This window comes from Paenibacillus marchantiophytorum (genome assembly GCF_014640555.1).
Classification (GTDB): domain Bacteria; phylum Bacillota; class Bacilli; order Paenibacillales; family NBRC-103111; genus Paenibacillus_E; species Paenibacillus_E marchantiophytorum.
Genome location: NZ_BMHE01000028.1, coordinates 17,016 through 43,639, shown reverse-complemented (window position 1 = coordinate 43,639; position 26,624 = coordinate 17,016). Strand labels below are relative to the sequence as shown.

At 48.3% G+C, this 26,624-nt stretch carries 22 protein-coding genes and 1 tRNA gene; 2 read left to right on the top strand and 21 right to left on the bottom strand.

The window, feature by feature from the left end:
- Positions 1–116: 116 nt before the first annotated feature.
- The 11 genes from smpB to IEY34_RS22785 all read right to left on the bottom strand — a co-directional run bounded on the left by smpB (position 117) and on the right by IEY34_RS22785 (position 12,787).
- Positions 117–599 carry an SsrA-binding protein SmpB gene (gene smpB / locus IEY34_RS22835; RefSeq protein WP_057310204.1) on the bottom strand — a complete coding sequence of 161 codons (483 nt, stop codon included), beginning with the start codon at positions 597–599 and terminating at the stop codon, positions 117–119.
- 98 nt (positions 600–697) lie between these two features.
- Positions 698–3,706 (bottom strand): ribonuclease R, encoded by a 3,009-nt coding sequence (gene rnr, locus IEY34_RS22830; RefSeq protein ID WP_189015443.1) that lies wholly within the window; start codon positions 3,704–3,706, stop codon positions 698–700.
- Between the two features lie 29 nt (positions 3,707–3,735).
- On the bottom strand, positions 3,736–4,470 hold the full coding sequence (locus tag IEY34_RS22825) for an alpha/beta hydrolase (RefSeq protein ID WP_189015441.1): 735 nt from the start codon (positions 4,468–4,470) through the stop codon (positions 3,736–3,738).
- 150 nt (positions 4,471–4,620) lie between these two features.
- Positions 4,621–4,857, bottom strand: coding sequence for a preprotein translocase subunit SecG (gene secG / locus IEY34_RS22820; protein WP_029196004.1), 237 nt, complete (start codon positions 4,855–4,857; stop codon positions 4,621–4,623).
- A 111-nt stretch (positions 4,858–4,968) separates the two neighbouring features.
- Positions 4,969–5,679 carry a M50 family metallopeptidase gene (locus IEY34_RS22815; RefSeq protein WP_189015439.1) on the bottom strand — a complete coding sequence of 237 codons (711 nt, stop codon included), beginning with the start codon at positions 5,677–5,679 and terminating at the stop codon, positions 4,969–4,971.
- A gap of 46 nt (positions 5,680–5,725) precedes the next feature.
- Positions 5,726–7,018 (bottom strand): phosphopyruvate hydratase, encoded by a 1,293-nt coding sequence (gene eno, locus IEY34_RS22810; RefSeq protein ID WP_189015437.1) that lies wholly within the window; start codon positions 7,016–7,018, stop codon positions 5,726–5,728.
- A gap of 37 nt (positions 7,019–7,055) precedes the next feature.
- Positions 7,056–8,594: a 2,3-bisphosphoglycerate-independent phosphoglycerate mutase gene (gpmI, locus tag IEY34_RS22805; protein ID WP_189015435.1), complete on the bottom strand. Its 1,539-nt coding sequence runs from the start codon at positions 8,592–8,594 to the stop codon at positions 7,056–7,058.
- 1 nt (position 8,595) lies between these two features.
- Positions 8,596–9,348 (bottom strand): triose-phosphate isomerase, encoded by a 753-nt coding sequence (tpiA, locus tag IEY34_RS22800; RefSeq protein WP_189015433.1) that lies wholly within the window; start codon positions 9,346–9,348, stop codon positions 8,596–8,598.
- A gap of 25 nt (positions 9,349–9,373) precedes the next feature.
- A complete protein-coding gene (locus tag IEY34_RS22795; RefSeq protein ID WP_189015431.1) occupies positions 9,374–10,555 on the bottom strand; it encodes a phosphoglycerate kinase in 1,182 nt (393 codons plus the stop codon).
- A 123-nt stretch (positions 10,556–10,678) separates the two neighbouring features.
- Entirely contained in the window at positions 10,679–11,686 is a 1,008-nt protein-coding gene (gene gap / locus IEY34_RS22790) for a type I glyceraldehyde-3-phosphate dehydrogenase (RefSeq protein ID WP_189015429.1), read from the bottom strand.
- 78 nt (positions 11,687–11,764) lie between these two features.
- Positions 11,765–12,787, bottom strand: coding sequence for a sugar-binding transcriptional regulator (locus IEY34_RS22785; RefSeq protein WP_189015419.1), 1,023 nt, complete (start codon positions 12,785–12,787; stop codon positions 11,765–11,767).
- 279 nt (positions 12,788–13,066) lie between these two features.
- Between IEY34_RS22785 and IEY34_RS22780 the strand changes: the two genes are divergently transcribed.
- A tRNA-Arg gene (locus tag IEY34_RS22780) sits at positions 13,067–13,138 on the top strand.
- 201 nt (positions 13,139–13,339) lie between these two features.
- Complete coding sequence (gene clpP, locus IEY34_RS22775) at positions 13,340–13,921, top strand: ATP-dependent Clp endopeptidase proteolytic subunit ClpP (RefSeq protein ID WP_163953484.1); 582 nt, start codon at positions 13,340–13,342, stop codon at positions 13,919–13,921.
- Positions 13,922–15,169: 1,248 nt separating this feature from the next.
- On the opposite strand, the gene IEY34_RS22770 is transcribed toward clpP, so the two are convergent.
- The 10 genes from IEY34_RS22770 to hisJ form a co-directional block, all read right to left on the bottom strand.
- Entirely contained in the window at positions 15,170–16,939 is a 1,770-nt protein-coding gene (locus IEY34_RS22770) for a stalk domain-containing protein (protein ID WP_189015417.1), read from the bottom strand.
- Between the two features lie 207 nt (positions 16,940–17,146).
- Positions 17,147–17,416, bottom strand: coding sequence for an HPr family phosphocarrier protein (locus IEY34_RS22765; RefSeq protein ID WP_028555561.1), 270 nt, complete (start codon positions 17,414–17,416; stop codon positions 17,147–17,149).
- A gap of 148 nt (positions 17,417–17,564) precedes the next feature.
- Positions 17,565–18,497, bottom strand: a complete 933-nt coding sequence (whiA, locus tag IEY34_RS22760; RefSeq protein WP_189015415.1) for a DNA-binding protein WhiA — start codon at positions 18,495–18,497, stop codon at positions 17,565–17,567.
- Positions 18,498–18,502: 5 nt separating this feature from the next.
- Positions 18,503–19,486 (bottom strand): gluconeogenesis morphogenetic factor MgfK, encoded by a 984-nt coding sequence (gene mgfK, locus IEY34_RS22755; RefSeq protein ID WP_189015413.1) that lies wholly within the window; start codon positions 19,484–19,486, stop codon positions 18,503–18,505.
- Between the two features lie 31 nt (positions 19,487–19,517).
- The gene (gene rapZ, locus IEY34_RS22750) at positions 19,518–20,405 is read right to left on the bottom strand and encodes an RNase adapter RapZ (RefSeq protein ID WP_189015411.1); all 888 of its coding nucleotides are present in this window, start codon (positions 20,403–20,405) and stop codon (positions 19,518–19,520) included.
- A gap of 40 nt (positions 20,406–20,445) precedes the next feature.
- Positions 20,446–21,393: an ROK family glucokinase gene (locus tag IEY34_RS22745; RefSeq protein WP_189015409.1), complete on the bottom strand. Its 948-nt coding sequence runs from the start codon at positions 21,391–21,393 to the stop codon at positions 20,446–20,448.
- Positions 21,394–21,624: 231 nt separating this feature from the next.
- A complete protein-coding gene (trxB, locus tag IEY34_RS22740) occupies positions 21,625–22,572 on the bottom strand; it encodes a thioredoxin-disulfide reductase (RefSeq protein ID WP_173224095.1) in 948 nt (315 codons plus the stop codon).
- Between the two features lie 144 nt (positions 22,573–22,716).
- Positions 22,717–24,453 carry a tetratricopeptide repeat protein gene (locus IEY34_RS22735; RefSeq protein WP_189015400.1) on the bottom strand — a complete coding sequence of 579 codons (1,737 nt, stop codon included), beginning with the start codon at positions 24,451–24,453 and terminating at the stop codon, positions 22,717–22,719.
- 323 nt (positions 24,454–24,776) lie between these two features.
- Positions 24,777–25,727: a ribose-phosphate diphosphokinase gene (locus IEY34_RS22730; RefSeq protein WP_189015398.1), complete on the bottom strand. Its 951-nt coding sequence runs from the start codon at positions 25,725–25,727 to the stop codon at positions 24,777–24,779.
- 74 nt (positions 25,728–25,801) lie between these two features.
- Complete coding sequence (gene hisJ / locus IEY34_RS22725) at positions 25,802–26,608, bottom strand: histidinol-phosphatase HisJ (RefSeq protein ID WP_189015396.1); 807 nt, start codon at positions 26,606–26,608, stop codon at positions 25,802–25,804.
- Positions 26,609–26,624 lie beyond the last annotated feature (16 nt).

Below are 26,624 nucleotides of genomic sequence, written 5' to 3'. Positions count from 1 at the left end.
GAACTAGGTTACATTTTAATCTTTGCTGCTAAATTAGTATACCACAAGCTGAAGAAAAATGAACGGCTAGGTTCATGGAAGTCGAGGTGCTGGCTTCCAGTCTGGACTTAGCCCAGCTATCTAGCGATCTTTTGTTTCTCACGCAGCGCACGCTGGATATCTCGTTGTGCATCCTTTTTCGCTGCGGATTCCCGCTTGTCATACTGTTTCTTACCTTTACCTATGCCAATCAGAAGCTTCGCATAACCATTGCGAATATACACTTTCAAAGGAACGACGGTATATCCTTCTTGTTTTGCTTGGCCTAATATTTTGGCAATTTGCACTTTTTTCAAAAGGAGTTTCCGCGTCCGTGTTGGATCTTCCGGATTGCTGCGGTTGCCTTGATCAAAAGGGCTGATATGCATATTGTGGACAAAAGCTTCGCCATTTCGAATGGTCGAGAAGCTGTCGCCTATGTTAGCCTTACCTGCTCGCAAGGATTTGATCTCCGTGCCGGTCAGGACAAGACCGCATTCATACGTATCTTCAATAAAATAGTCGTGTGATGCCTTTTTGTTCTGGGCGAGCAATTTGCCATCGGCCTTTTTGGTTGCCACGTGAGATCCTCCTCCCGCATACTGATGACGCAGGTAAATACTTCTACAATGTGCATCCTATTGTAGCAAGATCGCGATCGAAAAGCAAGAAGCGGCGACTATCTCCGCCGCTTCTTGCTGTCGTCCCCGTCGTCGCTCCGCCGACGACCGCCCTTGGCGAGCGCGTTCACGCCGCTCGCCCAATCACTACCGCCCGCTGGGGCTTCGCCACCCAGCGATACCGCGCCGCGCCCGCGCTTGCTTTCGCCGCGTGGCACACCGCTATCTGTCCGCCCTGCGCCGACAGATTCAAGCCGTTGGCTCAGGCTGCCGCCTTCGCTGAGCTTAGGGCCGCGCGCCTTGCCGCCGCGCCCTTTGCCGCGGCTGTCGCTCCACGGCGTGCCGCCAGCCTTCGCGCGCCGCGGTTTACTTTGCCCGGCTGCGCCTTCTGCGCCCGCGCCCTTAGCTCTCGCTCCCGCTGCACCTTCGACGCCCGCGCCGTTAGCTCTCGCTCCCGCCGCACCTTCGACGCCCGCGCCCTTAGCTCTCGCTCCCGCCGCGCCTTCGACGCCCGCGCCCTTAGCTCTCGCTCCCGCAGCACCCTCAACACCAGCCTTAGCCGCCTCTTCAAGCCTGCGAGCAGCTCCGCCCTTGCGACGCCCTTGTTCCTGACTCGCTGCTGCCGGCCCCGTATTGACCGCTAAACCATCAACAGCGTCACCACGTCTTCTTTTGCCTCGGCCTTGCCCAGCGTTCGCATCGACGACTCCGCCAGCCGCAGCGCCATCACGCTTTTTCCCTTGTGCATTGGCATAGCCGCCCTTGCCTTTAACGGCGAATCCGCCTTTATCTTTCCCCGTTTTTCCCGATTTCCCCTGACCATTACTTGCAGCAGCGCCCGGTTTACCGCGGAAGCCCTTAAACCCAGCAGCCCCCTTAAAGGGTTTCCCGCTGCCACCGCCGCCGCGCTTAAACCCGCCCTCTTTGCGAGGCTTCATATCCAGCAATTCAAAATCAATCGTATGCTCTTCCATATTCACGCGAGCCACACGAATCTTAATTTCATCACCGATCCGATAAATCTTGGATGTACGCTCACCAACGAGAGCAAACTGTCTTTCATGGAAATTGTAATAATCATCCGTCAAATCACTTAAACGAATCAAGCCCTCAACGGTATTATCCAATTCGACGAACATCCCAAAACCAGTGACACTGGAGATGATGCCTTCGAATTCCTCACCAACTTTATCCAGCATATACTGGGCTTTCTTCAAAGCTTCCGTCTGACGCTCAGCATCCACAGCCACGCGCTCACGCTCGGAAGATTGCTGCGCAATATCGCTCATGCGGGAAGACAGATATTCATGACGAGTATCCGATAAATTCCCGCTCTCCAGCACTTCGCGAATGACACGGTGAATAATCAAATCCGGATAGCGTCGAATCGGCGACGTGAAATGGGAATAGAATTCCGCAGCCAAGCCGAAATGGCCTAAGCTCTGCGCATCATAACGCGCCTGCTTCATCGAGCGCAGCATGATTTTGCTGAGAACTGTTTCTTCCGGCGTACCTTTGATCTCTTCCAGCAACGTCTGCAAAGCGCGAGGATGAATGGCGTTGCCCTTGCCTTTGATCGTGTAACCGAAATTGGTCACAAACTCCATGAAATTCATCAATTTCTCAGAATCCGGGTCTTCATGAACACGATAGAGGAACGGGACTTTCATCCATTGGAAATGCTCAGCCACGGTTTCATTTGCCGCAAGCATGAATTCTTCGATCATCATTTCCGCGACGGAACGCTCTCTTTTCACGATGTCCGTTGGTTTGCCGTCGGCATCGACGAGAATTTTGGACTCCTCAAAATCAAAATCAATCGCGCCGCGCTTCATCCGTCTAGAACGCAAACGAGCAGCCAGCTCTTCCATGCGTTTGAAGTCTTCCATCAGGTAAGCATAACGCTCCACAAGCTCCGGCTCAGCTTCACCAGTCAAAAGCTTGCGTACATTGGTATATGTCATTCGCTCACTAGTTTTAATAACACTCGTAAAAATCTCATGATTAACGACTTTTAAGTTCTCATCGAACTCCATCTCGCAAGACATCGTTAAGCGATCTACTTTAGGATTCAAGGAGCAGATCCCGTTAGACAAACGGTGCGGCAGCATTGGAATAACCCTATCGGTCAAATACACCGAACAGCCTCGGTTGTACGCCTCGATATCCAGTGCAGACCCTTCACGCACATAGTAACTCACATCAGCAATATGGACACCCAATTTATAATGACCATTCTCGAGAATTTCTACATTGACCGCATCATCTAAATCTTTGGCATCTTCACCATCAATGGTCACAATACGTTTGGAACGAAGATCACGACGGCCTTGACCAATGATCTCTTCCTCCGTAATGGAATCTGGTGCCGCTTCTGCTTCAGCCAGAACTTCCTCGTTAAACGCCTCAGGGAGCTGGAATTTACGCACAATCGCAAGGATATCGACGCCTGGATCGTCTTTATGGCCTAAGATTTCAATAACTTCCCCTTCAGCCGCAGAGCGACCTTCCGGATAGTTAACAATCTTGACTACTACCTTCTGCCCTGTAACTGCTCCATTAAAAGAATGCTGAGGAATGAAAATATCCCTCGATACCCTTTTGTCATCGGCAATCACGAACGCATAGGTATCCTGACTTTGGAAAACACCCACGATTTGCGTGTTGGCTCGCGTAATGACGCGCACAACTTCGCCTTCCATGCGGCCTCCGCCTTGGCTTCTGGAGGTAACCTTCACGAACACGATATCGCTGTTCATTGCTGTGTTCAAATCATGCGCATTGATATAGACGTCCGGGTGCTCCCGGTCATCTGGAATTAAGAATGCAAAGCCCTTCGCATGCGCCTGGAGCTTGCCTCTGACTAAATTCATCCGTTCCGGCACACCGTAACGGTCACTTCCGCCACGCACAATATGGCCGCTTTCTTCGAGTTGGTTTAATAATTTAATAAAATCCTTAAACTCGTTCGCGCTTTCAATACCAAAATGCTTCTCGAGCTCTTTATAGGACATAGGCTTATAAGCCTCTTCTTGCATCAAACTTATGATCTGTTTATCTGTTGTCATACACTCTTCACCTTCTTGTTGTTGTTGAGCTAGCCTTCCAGCGCCGTTCCTGATTCCTTTACTCCATAGTATGCCACTTCCAGCGAAAGGATAAACTCGGCAATATCGGCGTAGACCCGCTCTCTCTCTTGATCCAGCAATAATCCATGCGAGGATTCCGGATAATAATTCAGTTCTTTCACTTTGGAGCGAACACGTTCATAGACGAACGCAGCGCTCTCTTCACGAACCACAGCATCTTTACTGCCCTGCCCTATCCATACCGGGGCCTCCACTTGAGGCAGCAATTTTCTTACTTGTTTTACCAGCTTGCGCAAGCTGACGACACATCGAATCGGCGTTTTGGTATATGCACATGACTCATCTAATAACGTAGAGACTTGTTTGGGCTTCTTAGCTATGTATTTGATAAAATACTGCAGCAATACGGCCAGCACCGTCTTCCTGGAAGCTAGAAAGATCGGCGTCGCTATTGAAACAACACCTGCGGTACGACGTTCCACAGCTAGCTTCAAGGCCAGCAATCCACCCATGGAATGCCCCATAACAACGATGTTCTTGCACTTCTTGGCAAGTTCATCATAACTCTCCAGCACATGCCCATACCAATCCGTCCATCCGGTACGCATCATTTCTTCGGGTGAGGTCCCATGGCCTGGCAGTCTAACAGCTTGGATGGTATATCCTTCTTCGCGAAGCTCATACCCAATTCGTCTGAATTCCGAGGGCGAACCTGTGAAGCCATGTATCATTAATATACCCATTTCTTGCTTGTTCCCACTGCCTGTCCAGTAAAAAGGCTCTGTCGATTTGTATACTCTACGCTCGATGACAAACAACTCCTACCAGGTGACCCGTTTAAAATGAAAAAACAGCAGGAGTAGATTTCCCCTGCTGTTATCGTTTTATGTGTGTTAAGCCTTCACTACGTATGCTACGACAATGGAAAGGATGAAAAATGCAGCAGCAAGCCCCATCGTGAAACGGGACAAGAATAGTTCCAAACCGCGCGCTTTTTGCTTGCCAAATAAGTGTTCTGCACCACCGGAAATGGCACCGGACAAGCCTGCGCTCTTACCTTTTTGTAAAAGGACGATTGCAATTAGTCCGACTGAAGCTATGATCAACAAAATTTTCATAAAGATTACCATGTTATTAGCACCCCAATTGCCTATTCTTTGCTTATACAACTAGCATAAGTATTTTAACATAGATCGTCCTAGAATACAATAAAATGGGTTCCTAAGGACTCCCAGTTCGTCTTAATCACGGTAGGCTGATGCTGGTGTTTGTCTATTCGAGGCTCTAACGCCTCTGCTGCGCCCCAGGAAAGCTTGCACAGCACGCTTCGCACACCACAGGGCAAACAGTGTGAAGAAGAGCGCCCATGCAATCGCGGGAATGCCAGTGTGATTCGCCAAATTGCTCGCATCCCCCGCTGCCCGGCTATTCTGCCAAGCATATAGGACCAACGACAATGGACCAAACACGGACTCTTCCAAGCATAAAAAGGCCATCAACAAGTAGTAGAAATCACGCAGCCATTTGGGCGCGAGCGCCAAAACAATGATGGTCAAAGCCATGAAACCGATTAGGAACATGATTCCGAATCCGTTGCGAACGAAGAGGGCTAGCGATAAGCCAGATAACGCAATCATCACCTGCAAACCAAGACGCTGCTTGCCTTTGGCATAAGCTGAGAATAGGAACCAGGCAAATACCGATGCCGTCATGTAACCAGCGAGCGAAACCGGAATAAGGGCCCATGATTTGGATATGGAGGAGTATGTCACCCCGCTGTGATCCGCATATAGCTCGATGTACATCACTTTGCCCGATAAGGCCAAGGTAACAACCGCATGACCAAATTCATGAACCATTGTATCGAGGTTGCGAAAAAACGAAGAGGGGATCCAATGCGTGAGCAGCGCGGAACCTACCAGAAATAGAATAGTTTTCACCCAATTGCTCATGCACAGACCCCCAAAGGTAATATTTAATTAATTACTACGTTTAATACTACTTGAAGTTTCTCAAGTTGTAGAATGCTTTTTTGCCAGCGTATTGAGCAACGTTGAACAACTCGTCTTCGATGCGAAGAAGTTGGTTGTATTTCGCAACGCGATCCGTACGGGAAGGAGCACCTGTTTTGATTTGACCAGCATTCGTTGCAACAGCGATGTCAGCGATTGTGCTGTCTTCGCTCTCACCGGAACGGTGGGAGATAACCGCTGTGTAACCAGCGCGTTTGGCCATTTCGATCGCGTCAAAAGTTTCAGTCAGCGTACCGATTTGGTTTACTTTTACCAAGATGGAGTTACCGATGTTTTCTTCGATACCTCTGGAAAGACGCTCAGTGTTCGTAACGAACAGATCGTCACCAACCAGTTGAACTTTGCCGCCCAATTTCTCAGTAAGCAATTTCCAACCTTCCCAATCGTCTTCGGAACAACCGTCTTCAACTGTGATGATCGGGTATTTGTCAACCCATGCAGCAAGGAAGTCAACCCACTCAGCGGATGTGAAGGATTTGCCTTCGCCTTCAAGGTGGTATTTACCATCTTTGAAGAATTCTGTGGAAGCAACGTCCATACCCAAGAATACGTCAACACCTGGTTTGTAACCAGCTTTTTCGATCGCTGTAAGGATCGTAGTGATGGCTTCTTCATTGGATGTGAAGTTAGGAGCGAATCCGCCTTCGTCGCCAACTGCTGTGTTAAGGCCTTTTTCTTTCAATACGGATTTCAAGCTATGGAAAATCTCAGCGCCGATGCGAAGAGCTTCTTTGAAAGTTGGAGCGCCAACCGGAAGAACCATGAACTCTTGAACGTCAACGTTGTTGTCGGCATGCGCCCCACCGTTGATGATGTTCATCATTGGAACCGGAAGTGTTTTGGCGTTGAATCCGCCAAGGTATACGTACAAAGGAACGTCCAAAGCGTCTGCTGCTGCGCGAGCTACAGCCATGGAAACAGCAAGGATCGCGTTAGCGCCTAATTTAGCTTTGTTAGGAGTACCGTCAAGCTCGATCATTTTGTTGTCGATGCCAACTTGATCAAGTGCGTCTAGACCGATGATTTCAGGAGCGATGATTTCGTTGACGTTCTCAACAGCTTTCAGAACACCTTTACCAAGGTAACGACCTTTATCACCATCACGAAGCTCAACAGCCTCGTATGCGCCTGTGGAAGCGCCTGAAGGAACGATAGCACGGCCGAAACCGCCGGACTCCAAATATACTTCAACCTCTACCGTTGGGTTACCGCGGGAATCCAATACTTCGCGTGCATAAACATCAGAAATCGTAGTCATTGTTAGAAAACACTCCTTTTATATAATAGGTGACTTGCTATTTGTTTAGAATAGTGGCTCCGGTCATTTGAACCGGCTGCCCAACTTGTAAGAAATCAAGCAGGGTTGGTGCAATATCTGCCAAAATTCCGCCATCTCTTAGTGTAACAGATTTGTCCGTCACAATAAAAGGTACGGGATTTGTTGTATGTGCCGTGTTGCGTGATCCGTCTGCATTCGTAACAACGTCTGCATTCCCGTGATCAGCTGTAATGCACACCACGCCGCCTTTGGCGAGGATCGCTTCGACAACTTGGCCTAGACAAGCATCGGTTGCTTCGATGGCCTTCACGGTAGGCTCCAGCAAGCCGGAGTGACCAACCATGTCAGGGTTAGCGAAGTTGAGGATAATCACGTCATGACGCTCCGCTTCAACTTCCTTGACCACAGCAGCCGCTAATTCATAAGCACTCATCTCTGGTTGCAAATCGTACGTAGCTACTTTCGGTGAAGGAACGAGAAGACGCGTTTCACCAGGCAATTCCGCATCACGTCCGCCGCTGAAGAAGAACGTGACGTGCGGGTATTTCTCGGTTTCAGCAGCGCGAAGCTGCTTCAGACCATTCTGAGCCAATACCTCGCCCAGCGTGTTGTCGAGATCCTTAGGCTTGTAAGCTACGAAGCCGTCTACGGATTCACTGAACAAAGTCAGACATACGTAGTACAGGTTTTTCGCTACCTTAGGACCACGGTCGAAGCCGCGGAAATCTTCATTTGTGAACACTTGTGAAAGCTGAATCGCACGGTCAGGACGGAAGTTGAAGAAAATAACCGCATCGCCTGACTCTACAAGTCCAACAGGTTGGCCGTCGTCGCCCACGATAACCGTTGGCATAACGAATTCGTCATAAACGGATTTCTCATAGGATTCAACAATTGCCTTCATCGGATCTGTATAAGCAGGACCATCGCCATATACCATGGCACGGTAGGATTTCTCTGTCCGTTCCCAACGTTTATCGCGATCCATCGCATAATACCGACCTTGAACCGTCGCAATTTTGCCTACGCCAACTTCGGTGATTTTTTGCAGCAAGCTTGCCATGTACCCCTTAGCAGAGTCCGGAGCTACGTCGCGGCCATCGAGGAAAGCATGGATGTAGACATCTTCGAATTGCTCTTTTTTAGCCAAGTCCAGCAAAGCGAACAAATGCTGAATGTGACTATGTACGCCGCCATCGGAAAGCAGCCCGTACAGGTGCAGCTTCTTGCCGTTAAGTTTGGCATAACGAACAGCGCCTAAAATCGTTTCATTATCGTAAAATTCGCCGTCGCGAATCGATTTGGAAATCCGCGTCAAATCCTGATAAACAATCCGGCCTGCGCCGATATTCAGGTGTCCTACTTCAGAATTCCCCATCTGGCCTTCCGGCAAACCTACAGCTTCACCGCAAGCGATTAATGTTGTATGCGGGAAAGTCGCCCAATAACGGTCGTAATTTGGTTTTTTCGCATGAGCAACCGCATTCCCCTGCTCTTCCGAGCGGAGTCCGAAGCCATCGAGAATGATGAGTGCTACCGGTTTCGGTCTGGACATGTTACTTCGCCCCCTGGACAAGTTGGATGTAGGAAGCTGCTTCCAAGCTCGCTCCGCCTACAAGTGCGCCGTCAATGTCAGGCTGTGCCATGTACTCAGCAATGTTGTTTGGCTTCACGCTGCCGCCGTATTGAATACGAACCGCGTCTGCTACAGCAGCGCCGTATAGACCGCTAACTAGCTGACGGATGTAGCCGATAACGTCTTGTGCATCTTCAGCTGTGGAGGATTTGCCTGTGCCGATCGCCCAGATTGGCTCATAAGCGATAACCACTTGCGCTGCTTGCTCTGCGCTCAGACTAGCGAAAGCTGCTTCTGTTTGCACTTTGCAAACATCTTTGGTTTGACCTGCTTCACGCTCTTCGAGCTTCTCGCCTACGCAAAGGATTGGCGTCAAGCCGTGTTTGAAAGCTGCAACGACTTTCTTGTTCACGATGTCATCCGTTTCTGCGAAGTACGCTCTGCGCTCGGAGTGACCGATAATAACGTACTCCACGCCTAGATCCTTCAACATCACGCCGCTGATTTCACCTGTGAAAGCACCGTTGTCTTCAAAATGCAGGTTTTGTGCGCCTACATGAACATCCGTGCCTTTCGCAGCTTCAACCAGTGCTGGCAGGTTCGTGAAAGGAGAGCAAATTACGCTCTCCACGCCTTCGACCGTGCTGCCTTTGATTTCATTCACGAAGCTGACAGCTTCGGAAACGGTTTTGAACATTTTCCAGTTACCCGCGATAATCGGTTTTCTACTCATTGGATTGGTGCTCCTTTGTGAAAAATTATTTATCGTTCAAGGCTACTACGCCTGGCAATGCTTTACCTTCCATAAACTCCAAGGAAGCTCCGCCGCCTGTGGACATATGGTTCATTTTATCAGCCAAATGGAACTTCTCTGTAGCTGCAGCGGAATCACCGCCACCGATAACTGTGTAACCGGAAGTTGCTGCACAAGCCTCAGCTACGGCACGTGTACCATGGGAGAAAGGCTCGATTTCGAATACGCCCATCGGTCCGTTCCAAACGACCAGCTTGGATTTCGCGATAACGTCTGCATACAGCTCACGTGTTTTCGGTCCGATGTCAATGCCTTCCCAATCTGCAGGAATGCCATCTACGCCAACGATTTGCGTATTCGCATCGGCACTGAATTTATCTGTAACAACGATATCAACCGGAATCAGGAAGTTTACGCCTTTGGCTTTGGCTTTTTCGATAAAGCTAAGCGCCAGATCAAGCTTCTCGTTATCCACGAGGGATTTCCCGATTTCGTAACCTTGTGCTTTCAGGAATGTATAGGACAATCCACCGCCAATAAGGACGTTATCCGCAATGTTCAGGAGGTTTTCAATGACAGCGATTTTGTCTTTCACTTTGGATCCGCCAACGATAGCTGTGAAAGGACGCTCAGGGTTATTCAGCGCTTTGCCTAGAACCTCAAGCTCTTTCTCCATCAAAAGACCGGAAACAGCCGGAATGTAAGCAGCTATTCCTGCCGTCGAAGCATGTGCACGGTGAGCAGCACCGAAAGCATCATTCACGAACAGATCAGCAAGATCAGCGAAAGCTTTGGCCAATTCAGGATCATTTTTCTCTTCACCTTCGTTGAAACGAACGTTTTCAAGCAGGAGAACGTCGCCATTTTCAAGTGCATTGACTTGTGCTTTCACGATTTCGCCCACGGATTGATCCGCTTTGATCACGTTTTGACCAAGAAGCTCAGCCAATTTCGCAGCAACCGGCGTCAAACGAAGCTCTTCAACCACTTGTCCGTTTGGACGGCCAAAATGGGCTGCAAGAATGACTTTAGCGCCTTGCTCTACTAAGAATTTAATCGTAGGAAGCGTTTCTCTGATCCGAGTATCATCGGTGATTTGACCGTTCTCTACAGGTACGTTGAAATCAACGCGAACAAATACTCTTTTACCAGCTACTTCAACATCGCGAACACTTTTCTTATTCATCGTAAAAGCCTCCCTGAGCGTGTATGGTTTTCTTCCGGTCTACCTTTTATATGGGAAAATCGCACATAAAGAGGAGAATCGCTTCTCCCCTTCATGTCGTTTTGTGTGTGTTAAGCTATGGAATTACAGACCTTTTTTGGCGATGAAAGCTACCAAGTCAACTACACGGTTGGAGTAGCCCCACTCGTTGTCGTACCAGGAAACCACTTTCAGCATGTTGTCGCCAACGACCATTGTGGAAAGAGCATCGATTGTGGAGGAAGCTGGATCGCCATTGAAATCGCTGGAAACCAAAGCATCTTCTGTGTAGTTCAGAATGCCTTTAAGAGCGCCTTCGGAAGCTGCTTTCAAAGCTGCGTTTACTTCATCAACCGTTACGTTAACTTTCAGTTCAACAACCAAGTCAGTTACGGAAACGTTAGGCGTAGGAACACGCATAGCCATACCGTTCAATTTGCCTTTAAGCTCAGGAAGAACCAGGCCGATTGCTTTGGCTGCACCAGTGCTGGAAGGAATGATGTTCTCAGCTGCTGCGCGAGCACGACGAAGGTCTTTGTGAGGAACGTCAAGCACGGATTGGTCATTTGTGTAGGAGTGAACCGTTGTCATCATCCCTTTTACGATTCCGAAGCTATCGTTGATAACTTTCGCGAAAGGAGCCAGACAGTTTGTCGTACAAGAAGCGTTGGAGATAATTGTATGAGCAGCTGGATCGTATTTGTCTTCGTTTACGCCCAGTACGATTGTGATATCTTCGTCGGAAGCAGGAGCGGAGATGATAACTTTCTTAGCTCCACCTTTCAAGTGAAGGGCTGCTTTTTCTTTTGCTGTGAAAATACCAGTAGATTCGATAACGATTTCTGCGCCTACAGATGCCCAAGGCAGGTTCCCAGGGTCACGCTCAGCAAAAACTTTGATGGAACGACCGTTAACGATCAATTCGCCTTCACCAGCTTCAACTGTAGCGTCTAGTTTACCGTGAGTTGTGTCATATTTGAGCAAGTGAGCCAATGTTTTAACGTCAGTCAAATCGTTTACTGCCACGATCTGTACTTCTGAATTGTTCAAAGCTGCGCGAAATACGTTACGACCAATACGTCCGAAACCGTTAATACCTACTTTTGTTGTCATAGCCAATTCCTCCTAAGATTAAATAAATAATTATATTTCAAAACGCAGCCGGTTAAGGCATACGTTATGATGTCTTTCTCACACATGTTTCATTATTTCCAGTGCAGCCGCTTCATCCGTTACAAGCACGTTCTCTTGTCCGTGACGAAGGACCGATGCGATCGCTTCACCTTTGCTCTTGCCCCCAGCTACGCCAATCACAACTTCGATACGCTGCAGATCCTCCAGTCGAAGTCCGACCGTTGGCATCTTGTGAACCACATTTCCTTGTGGGTCAAAATAGTACCCGAATGCCTCTGCAAGAGCTCCATCGGCTTGTAAGCTGCGTGTCGTTTCGGCATCTACCTTACGTCTGCGCGCCATGACCATAGCATCTCCGATACCGTGTACAACGATGCGACAACTGCGAACAGCGTCAACAACTTCCTGAATCTGCGGATCTTGGATTAGGGATTGATACGCTTCCTCACCGAGATGATCCGGTACATGCAGAAGTCTGTATTTCCCGCCGGTCTTCTTGGCCATAATGGAAGCAATCGTGTTCGCCTGCATATCCACGCTTTCCCCAAGTCCACCGCGAGCCGGTACGAACCAGCTGCCTTTCATGGAAGAAGAAATCGCCAGATTATTGGCTATCTGCGCCATGGTGGAACCGCCTGTAACCGCGATGATATCATCTTTGGCTACATATTTGCGCAAAGCTGCTGCGCCTGCTCGGCCAAGCTCCTTCTTCGTGAAATCCGAAGTATCCGAGTCGCCTGGTACTACAATGACTTGTGAAAGTCCGTACGCCTTGGCAATGCTCTCCTCCAAGTCGGTTAAACCAAAAGCAATCTTGATGATCGGCAACATGTCTTCAAGCAGTTGACGACCGGACTCGGTAATTCTCATACCTGCTGCATCGGATTCAAGAAGCCCAAGCTCCTTCAAGAAATCGACTTCACCGCGGAGCACGCGCTCCGTCATATCGAGCGACGAGGCTAATGTGCGGCGTCCGACAACACCGGAAACCAAGATATGATGCAGAATCGAGTACCGCTTCTTCATGATGTCCAATAGATCTGGCAAGAGCTGTTTCTGAATGTCAAGTATTTCTCTCATATGACGACGACCGACGCTCCTGATCCTATTGATGGACGTTTTGTGTCCCAGGTCTGCATTTTATGTCCCACCCTGGGCGAAAAAAAAGTGACTTACCTCTTTCCGGCTTCGGAAAGCATATTTCACTGAACTTGATTACCTTTTTATTATAACCAATTCTAACTGAATATTCAACATTTGTTCAAACATTTTCAGTAAAAAAGACTGAAAGGGCTTACTGTCTTGCTTTTTATGGAAGTCTGACATATAATAACCCTTGCTTCACTTTTTTGCAGATATGCGCCCGTGGTCCAATGGATATGACGTAGGCCTCCGAAGCCTGAGATAAAGGTTCGATTCCTTTCGGGCGCGTCCATAAGAAACATACTGAATCAGTTCTCGAACTGATTTTTTTTATTCTTAGTTTGACCTTTCTTGACCTTCAGAGGTTTTTTCGTTATCATACTTGTAGATACTGTAAATAGTATGTACCCCGGAGAACAATTTCATCAGTCTCTGATTGATTTGGCTCCACACATTAAACCAAGTACCCACCCCAAGGAGGTCATTCTCATGAGTTTTATCCCTATGGTAGTCGAACAGGACGCGCGCGGTGAAAGAGGATATGACATCTACTCTCGCTTGCTGAAGGACCGCATCATTTTCTTAGGCACGGGTGTCAACGATGTTGTGGCGAACTCCATCATTGCTCAATTACTTTTCTTGGCCGCCCAAGATCCTGATAAAGATATCTCGCTTTACATCAACAGCCCCGGCGGATCCATCACAGCCGGTATGGCGATCTTCGACACTATGCAGTTCATTAAGCCTGACGTATCAACGATCTGCGTTGGTATGGCCGCTTCCATGGGCGCGTTCCTGCTGACTGCTGGCGCCAAAGGCAAGCGCTACGCGCTGCCGAACAGCGAAGTCATGATTCACCAACCGCTCGGCGGTGCTGAAGGCCAAGCCTCCGACATCGAAATCCGCGCGAAGCGTATTTTGAAAATGCGCGACAACCTGAACACAATCTTGGCAGAGCGCACAGGACAAACGTTCGAGCGTATCGAAAAAGATACGGACCGCGATAATTTCATGAGCGCTGCTGAAGCAGCCGCATATGGACTCATTGATAAAGTGATCGAGCGCGTCTAATCGGAACAATAAAAAACCAGCCTGCATGGCCACTCTTCTGAGTGCCGCGCAGCTGGTTTTTTTATTGGCTGGAGAAATTCTTTTAACACCCTTTTAACACCACCTCTGTGCTTCGTGTCCGGCGTCTAAGCCACCAAAACCAGCGACTAGGCCAAGAACTCGGGCATCCAGGCTGACTTTAAGAGTGAATTTGAGCTTTAACTCCAGCTCCCCGCTCGTTCTGCCCACTTTAACGTTAAACATCCTTAACACCACCTCTGTGCTTCGCATCCGGCGTCTAAGCCACCAAAACCAGCGACTAGGCCAAGAACTCGGGCATCTTCGCTGACTTTAAGAGTGAATCTCAGCTTTAAGTCCAGCTTCCCGCTCATTCCACCCACTTTAACCTTGAACAACAACCTTAACTCCGCCACTGCTTCTCAAACTCTGCATCTACGCTGACTTTAAGAATGAATTTCAGCTTTAACTCCACCTTCCCGCTCATTCCACCCACTTTAACGTTGAAAAATAACCTTAACTCCGCCCACCCGTCCCAAACTCGGCATCTACGCTGACTTTAAGAATGAATTTCAGCTTTAACTCCACCTTCCCGCTCATTCCACCCACTTTAACGTCGAAAAACATCCTTAACACCACCTCTGTGCTTCGCGTCCGGCGTCTAAGCCACCAAAACCAGCGACTAGGCCAAGAACTCGGGCATCTTCGCTGACTTTAAGAGTGAATTTCAGCTTTAAGTCCAGCTTCTCGCTCATTCCACCCACTTTAACCTTGAACAACAACCTTAACTCCGCCACTGCTTCTCAAACTCTGCATCTACGCTGACTTTAAGAATGAATTTCAGCTTTAACTCCACCTTCCCGCTCATTCCACCCACTTTAACGTTGAAAAATAACCTTAACTCCGCCCACGCATCCCAAACTCGGCATCTACGCCGACTTTAAGAATGAATTTCAGCTTTAACTCCACCTTCCCGCTCATTCCACCCACTTTAACGTTGATAAATAACCTTAACTCCGCCCACGCGTCCCAAACTCGGCATCTACGCCGACTTTAAGAGTGAATATCAGCTTTAACTCCGGCTTTCAGCACACCCCACCCACTTTAACGTTGAAAAACAACCTTAACTACGCAGCAAGCCCCCGTCCGGCAGTCTCGCCCACCCACTCCCCCCAACAAAAAGAGCCCCTCGAGCCCCCTTCCAATGAATTTCATGGAAAACAGGAGATCTCAAGAGGCTCTAACTCTTACTTACTTCTTCTCATCCAACGGATAGAAAATCAAATCAATCGGGAAGGCCGAACCCGCTGGAGGCGTGAACTCGATGTCGAGCGCATCTTCCGTTCCCGTCGTCCGAGCTAACACTTCCATCCCGTCAAAGGCGGTAATGACGCCGGAGTACGGCACTGGAATGATCTCGCCGTTGATCTTGAACGGCCCTTTGAACACGCCGCCTTTGGCCATAATCATCACAGCCATCTTGCGCGGCTTATCTGCATGGATTTTGTAGACCACGCCGTAGTTGCCGCCGTTCTCTACATTCTGCTTGCGCATCACGTCATAGCCTTTGACGAACGGATCGGTTTTATTGTCTCCTATCGTCAAGACGGACGTTTTGGTGAAGCTGGTCGCGTCAATATCCCATTTGAGCTCAGAGATCGGGAATGTCCCGCGCACGTGCCCTGTGAAGCCTAGAAGCGGCAAATCCTGCGCTGTCGTCGGGGTCAGTCTTTGATCGGTTACACCAAACGAGATTTGCAGTTCGCCGTCTGTTTCCACATCATAGAACAAGTTCACGCCTTGCCCTGGGTAGAAATCAGGCAGTTTGGCGTAGATATAGGTATCATGCGGAGGTACTGTCAACTGTTCCATGTATACATTTTCAAGAAGGAAATCGACCGAAGCCTCGCTGCCAATCAAGTTCGCATAGACGGAAGGGTAAACCTCACCTTTGTTCGTCGTCTTAATCGTCACCGGTTTATCGGTGTTGTTCGTGGCGAAAATGGCCATCGTCATCTTCTGCTTCGTGCCATTGATGTGATCGGCGTACAATCTCGCCTTGCCATTAATGTTATCGCGGTACAAAATACCGCGCTCCGTGAACTCTTCCGGACTATCGCTCACGAGCAGGGTACGCCCAGGAACTTCAGTCACTTTCTTAGGCAGTGGAAGCATTTGATTGAAATGTGCCCAAATGGTTCCCCAGTCTGACTTGATAAACCCGCCAACTGGCTTCGTGTAGATCGGGTATTCCACTTCAGTTAGATAAGTCTCATCCACAACGGTGACGTAGCTTTTGAACAATTTGCTCACATGTCCATGACCGTCTTTCACCGTCAACGTAACGGGATATTTCCCAGCTTTGAAGAACACGTCCTGTTTTCCCGTCCATTCGTACGAAGCAATCCCCTCTGCATCCGGATCATAGCTCAAGTCCAGATATTTCACAGGCTCTCCAAGGCGGTATGTCGGCTTCGCAGTCGCGAATTTAGCCACAGGTCGGGAATTGCTATCCTGGTCGATGTAGATGCCTTCAGGATTTTTGAAGTGAACAATTTCCACACGGCGAAGTTCACTGTTATACGTATATTTAGCGCCCATATAATCAGCCAACCAAGTCAATTTCACCAGAAGCTTGCCATTCACAATCGCTGCAACAGAGTTGAAAGGCGTATCCACGCCGTTCGTCGTTACGGTCTTATGATCAGCATCCAAGACGATGTTGTAGCCCGGAGGCGTCATTTGAATCGTTCTGGAGGCGTCGTTCCACTCGACAGCGAAACCCATGGTGTCTCCCAAGAATTTAGCAGGCACGTAGGTGCTGCCATTAATGATCGTAGAAGGGGAATCCAAATGAATTTGCTCTTGATTCACAAAAGCTTCAGCCTTATCAATATAAAGTAGGATAAAGGACGCGCCTGCCGATACCGCTTGGGCAGCAGGTGCCGCTACAGCACTAGCAAGAAACACGAAAAACGCGAGTAGGGCGATAATTTCTTTCTTTAATGCTTGGAATTTCATTCTCTCTCTGGCTCCTTTGGGGATTATTGCGAAAACGTCAGGAATGGCAAATAGCCCTTTCCTTCATTGACTACGTTCATTAGACGCAGGCAATAGAAAAAGGTTGCTAATTCCCCTAGATGTTAACAAAATTGACACTTTGAAAGTATCCAGTATGCTACCTTATCAATTGCAAAAAAGCCTCCTCGAAAGGAAGCTTTTGAAGGATTATTGGTTTTCCAATTCTTCTTTGCTGACTAATGTGACTAAAGCGTTTACAGCCTGCTCTGCGTCCGAACCTTCTGCACTTATGAAGACTTCGGTCCCTGTGCTGATCGCAAGACTCATAATTCCCATGATGCTCTTGGCATTCACTTTCTTTTCATCTTTCTCAACAAAGATCTCGGATGAAAACTTATTCGCCTCTTGAACAAACAATGCCGCAGGTCTGGCATGAAGTCCTGTTCTCAACTTCACAACGACTGGACGTCTGGACATGGAACTAATTCCCCCTAGTGTGGAGCTTATATGAATTACTTTTGATAACAGCGTTATACCTTATGTTTTAACATTATAGCATTTTTCCCCGAAGTACACTAGAAAAAATGCGAAAAACTTATGGATGTGTGACAGAAGTGCTTCTTATCTACGAATTTCGCTGTTTTTCGGCCAATTCATCGATTTTTCGCAGCCTATGGTTAACCCCGGATTTGCTTACACTGCCTTTCAGCATGTCGCCTACCTCTTTGAGATTCAGATCGGGATGCTGCAGTCTAATTTCGGCAACTTCGCGAAGCTTCTCAGGCAGGCTATCCAGGCCGACTTCTCTCTGGAGAAGTCGGATATTCTCGATCTGTCTGACCGCCGCGCCGATCGTCTTGTTCAAGTTCGCTGTTTCACAGTTGACGATCCGATTCACAGAGTTCCGCATATCTTTCATAATCCGCACATCTTCAAAACGCAATAACGCTTGATGCGCGCCTATGATGCTTAGAAACTCAATAATTTTCTCGCCTTCTTTGATGTACAAAACAAACCCTTTTTTACGTTCAATGAATCGCGCGTTCAAATCGAATTTGTTCGCTAGCTGCGTTAGCGCTTTGCAATGCTCCTCATAAATCGAGGCGATTTCCAAATGATAGGAAGAGCCTTCCGGATTATTCACGGAGCCCCCTGCCATGAAAGCGCCACGGAGATACGCACGCTTGCAGCAATTGCCACGGATGATCTCTTTATTAATTCCGGTTGTGAAGATGAATCCTTCCGAAACAATTCTGAGATCACTTAGCAGTTCCTGCACCTGCCCGGGTACTCTAACAATGTAAACATTGTTTTTCTTCAGACGCATTTTCTTACGCACAAGTAATTCCGTGTGCAATTTGTACGCCTTTTTGATGAGCGAGTAGATCCGTCGGGCTATCGCCGCATTTTCCGTGGAAATATCGAGAACAACACGTTGGTTCGTCAACTGAACCGAGCCATTCATACGAATCAAGGCTGACAGTTCCGCTTTTTCACAACATGCTTCCGATTCCGTTATTAGGGTTAACTCTTTTTTGGTTGTTGCCGCAAAGGACACGAGACTCACTTCTTCCTTAACATCCAGCTTTCGACGAGCTGATAAATATGGTCACTCAATTTCTCGGCATCATGACGAAGGTAGGTGCGAAATAACACGAGCCGATCAGCAATAACACGGTACCCTCTTTTGGTGACTTCGTCCAGGTCCAAATGAACCGCTTTCGAACCCTTCTCGGCATATTTGGCCTGGACTTGCGGAGGAATTTCCCCATTATTCACAATGACATAATCAAATAAATGCTGGTGCAGGTGATCATAGATCGCATCCAAGTGATCACTGACGGAATAATCATCGGTTTCCCCTGGCTGTGTCATGACATTGCAGATGAAGAGTTTCACGGCTTTCGATTTCACAATCTCATCTACGATCCCAGGAACAAGCAAATTCGGCAGCAGGCTGGTGTATAAGCTGCCAGGGCCGCACAGGATAGCATCGGCTTCCCGAATGGCCTGAACAGCTTCAGCAAGCGGAGTCACATTCGTAGGCTCAATGAACACCCGCTTGATGCGTCCATCCGCTTTGGGAATCTTCGACTCCCCTTCGACCAAGGTTCCGTCTTCCATGATCGCTTTCAGCACAATGGCTTGATTCGATGCCGGAAGTACACGGCCACGAACCGCGAAGACACGGTTCATCTCTTGCACGGCTGTAACAAAATCACCCGTTATATCCGTAAGTGCCGCTAAGATTAGATTCCCCAGACTATGCCCAGCTAATCCAGTCCCCACTTGAAATCGATACTGCAAAATCAGAGAAAGCAGGGGCTCGACATCAGCAAGAGCTGTCAAGACGTTACGAATATCGCCTGGCGGCGGCATTTGCATTTCACTTCGGAGAATGCCGGAGCTCCCTCCATCGTCAGCTACCGTGACAATCGCTGTAATATCAACCGGTTTCTCCTTCAAACCTCTAAGCATAACCGAAAGACCTGTTCCGCCACCTATAACGACGATTCGGGGAGTGCGTTGTGATTTCACAAATTCCATACTTCTTTCACCCTCTTCATCGCAAGACCGCTTAGACGCGATCCCGCTCGGCATCTCGATGACTTAACCGCACCGTTTCCGTTTCACTATTCCCCATGACTTTACCGAGATATTCGGTAATGGCCACGGATCTGTGTTTACCGCCTGTGCAGCCAATTCCTACAACAACCTGGCTCTTGCCCTCTTTCTTGTACTGAGGCATCAAGAAATTCAGCATATCGAGCAGTTTGGTCAGGAATTCTTGTGTCTCTGTCCACTTCATCACGTAGTCATACACATCGGGATCTTGGCCTGTCTGTGGGCGAAGCTGCTCCACATAGTGAGGGTTCGGAAGGAAGCGAACATCGAAGATGAGATCAGCATCAATAGGCACACCATACTTGAACCCGAAGGAGATTACATTTATAGATATGCGGTTCGTTTCCAAATTGGTAAACCGGGAAATAATTCTTTCTTTGAGCTGCACCGGCTTGAGCGTGCTTGTGTCGATAACCTGAGTGGCTAAGCCCTTCAGCTCCTCCAGCAACTTACGCTCAAGGCCTATCCCTTCCAATGGCGCTCCATCAGGTGCCAGCGGATGACGACGCCGGCTTTCTTTGTAACGCTGAACGAGCGTCCCATCGGTGGCGTCAAGGAACAGAATTTCATAGCTAAGCGTGTAATTCTCTTGAATATAACGAAGCGACTCCTGAAGTGCCGTGAAAAATTCACGCCCCCGCAAATCAATCACCAGTGCGACTTTGCCGATTTTCCCCATCGACTGTTCGATTAACTCTGCAAACTTAGGAATAAGCACAGGCGGCAGATTGTCGACACAGAAGAATCCGAGATCCTCCAGGCTTTGTACGGCAATTGTCTTTCCAGCACCCGACATTCCTGTAATAATGACCAGTTTCGCTAAAGGGTGGTTTTCTTCCATGAGTGACACCTTCCTTTGGAGTGAAGCTATACCTCAATGTCTATCGTAAATTTAAACCAGCAGCACCAACAACACCTGCATCATTGCCCAGTGTTGCAGCAACGATTTCAACACCTTCTGCCGCTGTTTCCGGTGTATATTTCTTAAATGTTTCGCGAATCGGTTGGAACAGAATCTCGCCAGCTTTGGACACACCGCCACCGATAATGAATCTCTTCGGATTCACAATAACGGCCATCGCTGCCATTGAACGACCCAAATAATAAGCTGCGCGATTGACAATGCGCAAGGATACTTCGTCTCCGCTTTTCGCAGCATCGAACACGTGTTTGGCCTCGATTTTCTCATGAAGGGAAAGCGTCGTTCTTTCGCCGCGTTCCACAGCTTCTTTCGCCATGCGAACGATACCTGTTGCAGAGGAGACGGTTTCCAAACAGCCCATTTGCCCGCACCCACATTGAATAGCTTCAATATCAGGCACGATGGACATATGCCCAAGCTCGCCAGCCATACCCGCAGAACCTTGATAAATCTTGCCATTGATAATGATTCCGCCGCCAACGCCCGTTCCAAGCGTATAACATACAACATTCGGAATCCCCGCTCCAGCCCCAGCCCAAGCTTCGCCTAAAGCAGCAACATTAGCGTCATTATCGATTTTCACCGTTTTACCAAGAAGAGCTTCCAACGTTTTCTTCGCTGGCACATTGCGCCATTGCAAATTTGGGGAGAATTTGACGAAACCTTCCGGAATATCCATGAATCCAGCAAGACCTGCGCCAATACCCGCTACTTGCTCCCACTCATAGGAAGATTCTTCGACAATTTGCTTCACATATTGCGCGATCCGTTCCAGTACAAACTCAGCACCATTTTCCGCACCCGTTGGTCCCTCAAGCGTATGCAGCAATTTCCCCTGCTCGTCGCAAAGACCGACTTTAATATTGGTACCGCCTAAATCTACACCGATATAAATCTGGTTTGACATTGCAAAGTCACCTCATGAATAATCATAAAATTTTCGGATAATTTCCGGGGTCCCGCAAAGTAATCGGATAATGCTTCGAAGGCTATGCGTCACTTTGCGGGGTTTACCTATGCTCCTGTTCCCACTATAAGTCAAGCCTGTAAACTGGTCAAGATTCAACTATTGTCCCAATGAAAAGAGAAAACGTGGAAAGCTTAGCCTCCCACGTTTGCTGTAACGACGCTGGTCTTCTTACAGCGTTTGGCTCCAATCGTGCACGATGCTGCCTTCAAGGAACTTCTCTGCTTCCAAAGCGGCCGCACAACCACTGCCTGCTGCCGTGATGGCTTGGCGATATTTGGTATCTTGCACGTCTCCACAAGCGAATACGCCTGGGATGTTCGTTTCTGTCGTACCTGGTTTAACTACAATATAGCCATGCTCATCAGTATCGATTTGCCCACCGAGGAACTTCGTGTTAGGCGTATGCCCGATGGCTACGAAGATACCATCTGTTTCGATGATTTCTTCTTCTCCGGTCACATTATTCGTTACTTTCAGACCCGTTACCCCTTTTTCACCTGCAATGACTTCAAGCGGCGTATTGTTCAGGGCCCATTTCACTTTCTCGTTGCCGCGAGCACGGTCCTGCATGATCTTGGAAGCGCGAAGCTCATCACGACGGTGAACTAAACGAACTTCAGAAGCAAAACGAGTCAAGAAGTTCGCTTCCTCCATTGCGGAGTCTCCACCGCCAACAACGATAATCTTTTTGCCGCGGAAGAAGAAGCCATCACACGTCGCGCATGTACTTACGCCGCGTCCGATATTTTCTCTTTCGTTCGTAATGCCAAGCAAACGTGCAGAAGCACCAGTGGAGATGATCAGCGTTTCGGTTTCAATCTCGCCTAAACCTTCAACTTGCAGCTTGAAGGGACGGTTTGTCAGCTCAACCGAGTTGACCCAACCGGTTTTGAACTCGGCGCCGAAGCGCTCTGCTTGCTTGCGCATATTCTCCATCAGTTCAGGTCCCATGATTCCTTCAGGAAACCCTGGGAAGTTCTCTACTTCGGTAGTAGTGGTCAATTGACCGCCTGGCTCTGGTCCTTCAATAACGAGCGGGCTCAGGTTGGCGCGCGCTAAATAAATGGCTGCTGTTAGACCGGATGGTCCTGTTCCTACGACGACTGATTTGTACAAATGGTTTCCCTCCTAGGGTGCTTTCCTCAAGAAAGCTATCTTTGTCATTCCTATTATGCTTCTTACTTGCGCTCGCGAGCAGTCATACTGCCGCTAAATTTATGTATGAAAGCCGGGTTTTGCAAAAGAACACAACCCCAGCTATCAAATGCTCGTAAATTTATTGAAAATCGCTTCCATTTTCTCACGCAAACCGCAGGTATCATCGATTAGCTTAACATTGCGACTTACGGTGGAAACCGTCACGCCATAACGGGTAGACACTTCTTGATAAGAGATCGCCCGGCGGTGCATCTTGGCAATTAAATATTCCAACGCCGCTGCCCAACCCTCGGATTTGTTAATCTTAGGCACTGTCGGGTAGATCTTCGTTAGAAATTCAACCCAAAGTATTTCCAAGTCGTATTGTTGAACCATGTCATAGCGCTTATGCATATGTGAGAGTGCTGTTTCCATCACACTCTGCCATTTGGCATCCCAAACAGGCAAATGAGGCGAATATGGCGAAGCTTCTACCATAATTTCTTCATTTTCTAAATAGGCAGGAATCGACTCGCGAATCCCCATGCTGCGAAGCACGAAAATCGCTACCTTTTTCAAATAGTCGTCCTCTTGCCGATCCAGAATGAAGTCCTGCAAAGCGTCCCTCACTTCATTGTCAGCAATCAAGCCAAAGGCTTGAATCACTTGCAGCTTCGTCTCGATATCGCCATGACGCAAAGCCCAGAAGAAAGAGGATCGCACGAGTGGATCTTTCTTCAATTGGTCCGGTATCCCTTGTGTCGACTTCTCCAACACGCGGAACTGCTCCTCGAATGGCAGATGGTAGTGATAACTCCACGTTAATGAACCCTCTACCTTATCGCGAGTACGCAGCTGTTCCAAATAGAACTTGGATATTTCTGCGCCCGGATCCAGCTTCTGCACTTGCTTCCAGTAACGGTAAGCTTCGTCAAAGCGACCAATATGGCAGGCCGCCACTGCCGCGTAATGATAAAGACAAGGGTCCGACGCGCCGTCTCCCGCTTTCAGAAGTCGCTTAAATAAGTGATACGCCTTCTCATGCTCCGATAGAATTCCCATCGTAGTCGCCAACTTGAACACATGGTCCTGCTGAAATGGAAACGTCTTGCGCAAGAGATCTGTCAATTCAGCAAGTTCTTTCTTATTGCCAAAATGCTGATGGAAAATCGCCATATTGCATAAAGCATGCAGATTTCCGGCATCGATCTCAAGCACACCGCGAATTGTTTCCATCGCTTTCTCAAATTGCCCCATGTAATAATAAGCAAGGGCCAAGTTGTTTCTGGCGGCTGTAAATTCAGGCTGAGTCTTCACCAGCTTCTCCAGCTGCCTGACGGCTTCGGCGAATTTCCCCTCTTCGAGAAGAGCGCGGGCCTTATCATGCTCGAAGAGCCCTTCTCGACTCTTGATGCTAGTGAGAGGGGCGGGGCGTTCAAGCTCGTAGCTCAGCATTTCCATCATTTCTTCGGATTCTTCCATGAATTGACCTGTAGGGTCATTCTCTAGATACCGAACTAATGCCTGTTCTGCCTGCTCGAAATTTTCCATGTTGGCATAGTTGTTAGCCATATAAAAGTGACATTCCGTCATCTCGGGATCAATGGTTTCAAGGATCTGCTGCAAAATTTGATTCGACTCGTCGTAATTACCCATTTCCGAGAGAACTCCCGCGAGATTGCAGTGATTCACAGGATTATCCTGCTCATACTCTGCCGCCCGCCGGAAATATTTCAGTGCCTTATCATAATGAAACCGATCCAAAGATTGAACCGCTCTCTCGAAAAAGAATGCGGCATCCATGTTAATCGAAATAACTTTTGGCTTTGGTGCTTCGGACACACGCTTAATCTTTTCCATAGCAAGACACCTCCGGCAATTTGATTACACTCAAATTATACCATAGATCGCTTGGAAGCCAAAAACATTATCCGAAGGTAAGATCTGGACTTGCTTTGCGGTGTTGAATTTAGCTCTTGAGCTTTGTCTTTTGAACCTATTGAAATCGAGGCTTTAAAAGTCGGTTTTCAAAACCGAGAAGGTTGGACGAAATCCGAGGAACGAGGAACGGAGCGTAGGTGAGCCTACGTGAGTACCGCAGTTCCCGGATTTCGTTCAAGATTCGACGCCGAATCCGCTTCCCTGAATCAACCTCGTTTTCAAAGGCGATTTTTAAAGCTTCCTTACACGCCGCCGTATTTGAAGAGGGAGGATAGGGAACCGCCATCATTAATAATACGGATCGCATCCGACAACAACGGAGCCACAGAAAGCACATTGAATTTATCGGAATGCCCTTCCGGAATCGCGATGGAGTCAGTAATGATAACTTCCTTAATGTTCGGGTGATCCAAACGCTGCAAAGCAGGGCCGGAGAAAACAGGATGCGTCGCACAGATGTATACGTCGTGAGCTCCTCTTTCCTTCAAGCTCTCTACAACATTGACAATCGTTGTCCCCGTATCAATGAGATCCTCGATAATGATCGGCGTACGGCCCACAACATCACCAATCACGTGAGTAATCACGGACTCGTTGTGTTCAGGACGTTTTTTGATCATCATAGCGAATGGCGCATCCAGGATGTTAGCCATTTTCTCAGCAGTAGTGGCGCGGCCTGCATCCGGCGATACGATGATCGGGTTCGGCAGGTTTTTCTTTTTGATGCAATCACTGATCACGTCTAGCGCAGTCAGATGATCCACCGGAATATTGAAGAAGCCTTGAATCGCAGGCGCATGCAGGTCAATCGTGACAACACGATTCGCACCGGCAGCACTGAACAAGTCAGCTACTAATTTAGCAGAAATCGGCTCACGCGGAGCAGCTTTACGTTCTTGACGAGAGTAACCATAATACGGAATGACAAGGTTGATCGTTTTTGCAGAAGCTCTTTTTGCTGCATCCATCATGACCAAGAGTTCCATCATATGCTCATTAATTGGATGAGAGAAGGTTTGAACCAGGAATACGTCACAGTTACGAATGGTTTCTTCGTAAAGGCAGTAAATTTCTCCGCTTTTAAAACGGGATAGTTTGATTTGTCCAAGCGGCTGGCCGAGCTCTTTACAAATACGTTCCGCAAGCTTCGGATTCGAAGATCCGGAAAAAATTTTAACATTGTCGCTATGCATGGTTAATGGTTACCTCCGAAGGTTCATTAAATAGATTGTCACGCCCTACTCATTATACATGAAAGGTGTCGAATTTAAAAAGTCACAAGTTGTCGTTTTCGTGCTTGAAATGTGGCTATTTCGTTAAATCCGATCATTTTCAACAGGTCTCTAGCCTCATCCAAATATTGGGCAAGACGTTCCGGCTGATGGGCATCTGAGCCTATCGTCAAAGGAATTCCCACCTTATGGCAATATTCCAGCATTCGGCGGCTCGGAAACATCTCTTTGCACGGCATCCGCATGCCGGATGCATTAAGCTCGATGGCAAGGCCGCACTCTTTGACCGTATCCAATGCCGCCTTCTCCAGTTCCCACGGATCACGGTCCGGCGTGTAGCCGAAGCGTTTGATCACATCGATATGACCGATATAGTCATAGAGTCCCGTTCGCGCTGCTTTCTTCACAGCCTCATAGTACTGGGTATACACTTCGTAGATATCCTTGCCATCCCAACCTGCGGTCTGCCTGAAATCCGAAATATCCCACTCACCCAGAAAATGGACCGAACCGATGACATAATCCCACGGATACGCCTTAATAATAGCGGCAATTTCCGACTCGTAGCCTTCGATATAGTCACCCTCTAAGCCAACGCGGATATCAATCTGGTCCTTGTACTTCTCTTTGAGATGCAGGCACTCCTCCACATAGCGGGGCAGCTCCTCCATCGGCATAGCCATCTCCGGCCAATATTCCTGCGGATTCACATGCAAAAGCGGCATATGATCCGAAAGCCCCAATTGGCCCAGCCCGATCTCGATGCCGCGTTTGACGTAAGCCTCCAGTTCCCCGGAAGCGTGACCGCAGCGCACATGATGTGTATGATAATCAATCAACATCGTGAATTCACTCCAG